Annotated in this window: 3 protein-coding genes and 1 rRNA gene; 2 read left to right on the forward strand and 2 right to left on the reverse strand. The window is 41.1% G+C overall.

The annotated features are described in order from the left end of the window. Window positions 1–829: ribosomal RNA gene (locus NZM04_00950) — 16S ribosomal RNA — on the forward strand; the annotation flags it as partial. Between the two features lie 1,247 nt (window positions 830–2,076). Here NZM04_00950 and NZM04_00955 read toward each other — a convergent pair. Further along, window positions 2,077–2,823 carry a hypothetical protein gene (locus tag NZM04_00955; GenBank protein ID MCS7062612.1) on the reverse strand — a complete coding sequence of 249 codons (747 nt, stop codon included), beginning with the start codon at window positions 2,821–2,823 and terminating at the stop codon, window positions 2,077–2,079. Between the two features lie 952 nt (window positions 2,824–3,775). Between NZM04_00955 and NZM04_00960 the strand changes: the two genes are divergently transcribed. Beyond that, the gene (locus NZM04_00960; protein ID MCS7062613.1) at window positions 3,776–5,143 is read left to right on the forward strand and encodes a ubiquitin-like domain-containing protein; all 1,368 of its coding nucleotides are present in this window, start codon (window positions 3,776–3,778) and stop codon (window positions 5,141–5,143) included. 94 nt (window positions 5,144–5,237) lie between these two features. Here NZM04_00960 and NZM04_00965 read toward each other — a convergent pair whose 3' ends face one another. Further along, a complete protein-coding gene (locus NZM04_00965) occupies window positions 5,238–5,960 on the reverse strand; it encodes a Bax inhibitor-1/YccA family protein (GenBank protein MCS7062614.1) in 723 nt (240 codons plus the stop codon). Window positions 5,961–6,383: the final 423 nt, after the last annotated feature.

Genomic DNA, 6,383 nt, shown 5'->3' on the forward strand with positions numbered 1-6,383 from the left:
TATCAGGAGGAACACCCGTGGCGAAGGCGGCCTTCTGGGGCATTCCTGACGCTGAGAAGCGAAAGCTAGGGGAGCAAACAGGATTAGAAACCCTGGTAGTCCTAGCCGTAAACGATGGATGCTAGGTGTTGGCGGATTTAATCCCGTCAGTGCCAAAGCTAACGCGTTAAGCATCCCGCCTGGGAAGTACGACCGCAAGGTTAAAACTCAAACGGAATTGACGGGGACCCGCACAAGCAGCGGAGCGTGTGGTTTAATTCGATGCTACACGAAGAACCTTACCCGGACTTGACATGCGAGTGGTAGTGACCCGAAAGGGGAACGACCCGCAAGGGAGCTCGCACAGGTGTTGCATGGCTGTCGTCAGCTCGTGTCGTGAGATGTCGGCTTCAGTGCCATAACGAGCGCAACCCTTGCTGCCAGTTACACGTGTCTGGCAGGACTGCCGGCCACAAGCCGGAGGAAGGAGAGGATGACGCCAAGTCAGCATGGCCTTTATGTCCGGGGCTACACACACGCTACAATGGGTAGGAACAATGGGTCGCCAAGCCGCAAGGTGGAGCCAATCCCCGAAAACTACCCTCAGTTCAGATTGCAGGCTGCAACCCGCCTGCATGAAGCCGGAGTTGCTAGTAACCGCGCGTCAGCCATAGTGCGGTGAATACGTTCTCGGGTCTTGTACACACCGCCCGTCACACTATGGGAGCTGGCAACACCTGAAGCCGGCAGCCTAACCGCAAGGAGGGCGCTGACAAAGGTGGGGCCGGTGACTGGAGTGAAGTCGTAACAAGGTAGCTGTACGGGAACGTGCGGCTGGATTACCTCCTTACATCACTTTATACAAACAATCCTTACCACTTTTCAGTTGTTAAGGTTTTTCACAAGAAGTATTTTGTTAAAAATCCAATAGGTTTGTCAGTAAAATAAAAGTGTACGCTTGATTAGAATTAAGTCGTAATGTTTAGCTATTGCGCTTTGTATGCGTATGGGGCTACTGTGAAGATATCTCGGAATGGCCTGAACTCAAATACTTGCATATTCCATCAGACAGCTCTGATAACCCGGATACGCTTGCTTGAAGGGACGCCGCCGATTCCAGCATTGCACGAAGGACACCACTAACCGCTGCAGCTTCTCCACACACCGCGAAAAACCCCTCGCCCGTCGGCCTAAGCGATCGAGAGAATTTCGCAACTCGGCGAGACTTGCTTCAACTGAATAGGTATGCGACTTGTCTAGTGCAACCGGAAACAGTTGCCAATGCAGCCTTCGGTGCAATACGGAAATGCTTGTGGCGCTTGATCTATCATCGCATATATCATCACTTCATCTCAGGATAGAGTAACTACTCATACGTGATAAAGCAGGGCCGTCGTTCGACCTGCATGATGAGATTGCCGTATTTTTTACTCCGACAAATGCCAACGGCTCATCCAGTGCGAAAATAGGTTAGTCGTCGGTTGATGTATGGTGGATTGAAGTATGCAAGACGCATTGACCAGCGCACTTGACTTAGTTAGCTGCTGATTGGACACTTTGCTCGCAGATAGTGTCCGATGCGTCAGAAGCTGTAGCTATCTAGATATATCTGGACGACTTGGCGCGGGATTCTAGGCGGGTAGCCGATTGGGTTGGGTTGAGAGGTGAAATGACGATTGCAGGCCTTGCACAGATAGCGCTGTCTATTGTTGTGATGCTGCATGGTTTGACCCCACAATCTGCTTATATCTCTTGTAGATTTCATACATTGAATTTTGTTTGCTCTTAGCATATCAAGAAGTTTTTAAATCGCAGGAAATGTATTTTTATTTATTAGTTAAAACAACAAACGAATAAGCGACACGTTGCGCGATTATTACTTATATTACAACTTATGCGTTATTTAGCGGCGTGCGGATTAGATGTGGCGGCTTTGTGATATTGATGAGATGATGACATTGTCGGTATTACTACAACTAAGGTGGAATAAAATGTGAAAGATGTTTACCCAATCTCGTTTTTACATAACTAAAAAAAGCATCAATTTGATTTTAGATAATACAATCATTTTGATTCTCGAATATCTTTCGCTTTAACTTATAAGCTCATAGCTTGCCACAAAGATTCACAAGTACTATACTTTTTCTGCATCATTTTTTTTGCAAGGTTAAAATCAAAATCACTCCATGAGTTATCTGGATTGAATTCATGTAAAATTTTATTCGCAGTTTCCTGTAGATAATTGTTTATAGTAAAATTATGCACGTTTTCGCTATTTTTATCATACAAAGATATCATGATCTTCGTGTTATCTATTAGCGCATGAATAGCTTGACGATCTTCGGGATGAATTAAATTAATATAACATTCGTATAAACAATCTTGAATCTCTGAACATTTGCACATAATAACACCAACCTTTACATGCTTGAACTTAAACATTGCCAGTCTAATTGCAAAGATGGGCATTTTTTTAATTGCGTTGATATGATACTGATCTTCTTTGATATTGAATCTGAAGAAGTATTTGTCAGATAAATTAGGAACGAGTACTGTATCAAACATAGAAGCACCAACTGGACACAATTTGAAAAAATCCTGTACTGTAAGAAACTGTCCGGATTTTAGATCTCCTGTGTTGTAAATATTATCCATAATGTTTTCTCCTTTCGCGCTAAACTCCTGTGTTTCTTGGTATTTTATTATAAGCCAATCTAAGCGTTTTTGTCTTTTCAGTGAGTGCATAAATCTAAATACTTGCGTAGTTCCGCGGATAGCTCTGATAACCCGGATGCGCTTGCTTGAAGGTATGCCGCCGATTCCTGCATTGCACAAAGGACGCAACCGATCGCTGTAGCTCCTCCACACACCGCGAAAAGCACTGCGCCCGTCGGCCTAAGCGATCGAGAGAATTTCGCAACTCGGCGAGACTTGCTTCAACTGAATAGGTATGCGACTTGTCTAGCGCAACCGGAAACAGTTGCCAATGCATCCTTCGGTGCAATATGGAAATGCTTGTGGCGCTTGATCTATCATCGCCTATATCATCACTTTATCTCAGGACAGAGTAACTATCCATACGTGATAAAGCAGGGCTGTCGTTCGACCTGCGTGATGAGATAGCCGCATCTTTTCACTCCCGACAAATGCCAACGGCTCATCCAGCGCGGCGATAGATTAGTCGTCGGTTGGGGTATGGTGGATTGAAGTATGCAAGACGCATTGACCAGCGCACTTGACTCAGTTAGCTGCTGATTGGACGCTTTGCTCGCGGATAGTGTCCGATGCGTCAGAAGGCGTGGCTATCCAGATACATCTAGACAACTTGGCGTGGGATTCTAGGCGAGTAGCCAATTGGGTTGGGCTGCTGGATGAAATGACGACTGCAGGCCTTGTACAGGTAGCGTCGATTGCTTCTGTAATTCTTGACTCGTTTGATCAATAATTTGCTTATGTATTTTGGATATTTCATGCGTCCAATTTTATTTACCATTTACCTCCAGAAGTGCATGAAATGTGGTATGATATATCATGGGGCACAATTGCTAGCTATTCAACACGTATAAATTTTTGATGAAAATGAATAATGAGTGTATTAGACATTCCATTATCATCTATGTATATCAGCAGATTATTCTAATCTAACCAGATGTAAGATAAGGTAAGGATAAGGAGGACAAAACATATCGTTTAGAGGAGGTAAACCTATGAGATATTTTTTATAAAATACGGTGTTTCGACTATAAAAGCTGCTATTTTCCCCGCTATTTTTACTTTGATCGTTATATTGTACGTTATGACGTTTAAGACGATTTTTATCTTGGAGGGTGATCATGTTATACGTATACGTACGCATCAAAAAACAATTGAAGGAGCATTACGAGAAGCTGGTATCCACATTTATGCTGAAGATATTGTTATACCAGATAAAACAAATAACGCCTCACACAATCAAGTGGTTAAAATTCAGAGGGCTAAATTAATCGAATTAGTTATAGACAACGAGAAAATACAGTTTATTCGCACGCAACAAAAAAAAGCTTCCGAAATAATTTCCGACCTTGGTTATAAAATAAGCGCTCATGATTTAATTTATGTTAATGGTAAGCCAGGGGATGATTTGCCGCTATCTAAATATCAATCTCCTGTCTCATTTTTTAATGGTCGTCGTGAATCATCAGGTTTATCACACGCAAATATACGAATTGATTGGTATCGTGCAATATCAGTTACCGTCAAAGAAGTGGGGGGGCAGACACTAAGAATGCAGACAGCTGCGCGCACGGTAGGGGAAGCCTTATTACAAGCTGGATTCATGATTTATCTAGGAGACAGGGTTCTTCCCCCTGTTGATCATCCGATTCAACCTGGCATGATTATAATTTTTGAACGCGCAAAACCTATAACGATATGGATTGAAGGGAGGCAAATACGTAGTCGTACTTTACAAAAAAATGTAGCAGGTGTTTTAGCTGAAATGAATATTGTTTTAATAGATAAAGATTATGTATTGCCAGATTTAGAAACTCCAGTCGTGCCAAATATGCAAATTCGTGTCGTACGTGTCAAAAGTGATATTGAGATAAGCCATCAGCATGTCCCATTTGAAGTAATCATGGAGGATGATGCCGAATTGGAGCTAGACACATGGATCTTAGCTTATGAAGGTAGTCCGGGTATACGTGAAAAACGCAGCTTGGTTACATTTGAGGATAATTTAGAAGTAAAGCGCGAGTTGATTGCGGATTTCATCGTGCGAAAACCTCGTCCACGTATTTACAAATATGGAACAAAGATAATTATCCGTACATTGAATACACCCTATGGGCCTATCCAGTATTGGCGTAGATTACGTATGCTAGCTACTTCTTATTCAGCAAGCACATCAGGGGTATCACGAGAGGTATCATGGTATGGCAAGACACGTTGTGGACAAGACATGCGATTCGGTATAGTAGCTGTTGATCCAAATGTCATCAACTTAAAGACGAATATCTATGTTCCTGGGTATGGCATCGGGCAAGCATGTGATACTGGTAGCGCGATTATCGGTAAAAGAATCGATTTGGGCTATGATGACCATAATTTGCAGTTCTGGAGGAATTGGGTCGATGTATATTTAATGCCCCCTATACCTCCAAACATCAATTATATTATAAAATAGAAATATTATTAATAATATATTTATAATTAAAAGCAATTAACATCAGGCTGGCGTATATTATAAATAACTAAAAACCATTGAATAGTGCTATTCCTTAGACATTTGATCTACGTCTTCCTAGAATACGAAGTATAGAAAAAAGTAAATTAAGGAAGGTTAAGTATAAAGATAAAGCGCCAAAAATTGCCGACTTATTACATAATTCACCCTCTTCACTCATTTGATAGGCCATGTTTTTAATCTCTTTTGTCTTATAAGCAATAATAAGAACAAATACGATCACACTCAGATAAGTTAAGATCCAATAGATCATGTCGTTGTTAAAGAAAAGGTTGACAAATGATCCTATAATAATGCCAAATAATGCCATAAATGCTAAATGCCCAACTCGTGTTAAATCTGCTTTTGTTAACATTCCATATATACTTGCTACTGCAAAGGTGGCTGCAGTAACAAAAAACACTAAAGCAATTGATTCTTGCGTGTAAATATAAAATAATATAGAGAGAGATATACCTACAAGAATTGAGTACAGAACAAATAATATAATTGCGCTAGATAAGCTTAATTTATTCATTCTAAGATCAAGAACAATTACCATTATTGCTTGCGCTAAAAGAATAGATATGAAAGCAAGGTTATTCTCAAATATTAACTCGATAATTTCCGGATTTGAGGCTGTTAGTACAGCGGCAACTCCTGTCAAAATCATGGCTATAGCCATCCATCCATATACACGAGTAATGAAAGCTTTAACAATATCCTCATGTGTACTAAAGAGCATATGAGAAATAGTTGCTTCTGGCTTGTATTGCATTTTGATACGATCCTTTAAGTGTTTGGTGACTATTTTACATCAAGTATTTAGCTTGTCAATTTAACATAATTTATAATTTTAGAACAAATAGGTTTAAAATTGTTCTGTATAGCTTGAGATGTATACATAGATAGTTTAAAGCAATATACACACGAAAACCGTTTTCACAATACTACAAATTGGTATCGGATGGTTTATCATTTGAAAGCTCTTTTAATTGAGAAGGATTCTACCTAACAACTCATCATAAGACCAACCCAATCGGCTACTCGCCTGGAATCCCGCGCCAAGTTGTCTAGATGCTGGATAGCCACGCCTTCTGACGCATCGGACACTATCCGCGAGCAAAGCGTCCAATCAGCAGCTAACTGAGTCAAGTGCGCTGGTCAATGCGTCTTGCATACTTCAATCCACCATACCCCA

The sequence above is a fragment of the Candidatus Methylacidiphilales bacterium genome (genome assembly GCA_025056655.1).
Taxonomy (GTDB): Bacteria; Verrucomicrobiota; Verrucomicrobiia; order Methylacidiphilales; family JANWVL01; genus JANWVL01.

Coding starts and splice junctions, on each gene's coding strand:
- NZM04_00965 (MCS7062614.1), bottom strand. CDS start 5,960: ATGCAATACAAGCCAGAAGCAACTATTTCTCATATGCTCTTTAGTACA.
- NZM04_00960 (MCS7062613.1), top strand. CDS start 3,776: ATGACGTTTAAGACGATTTTTATCTTGGAGGGTGATCATGTTATACGT.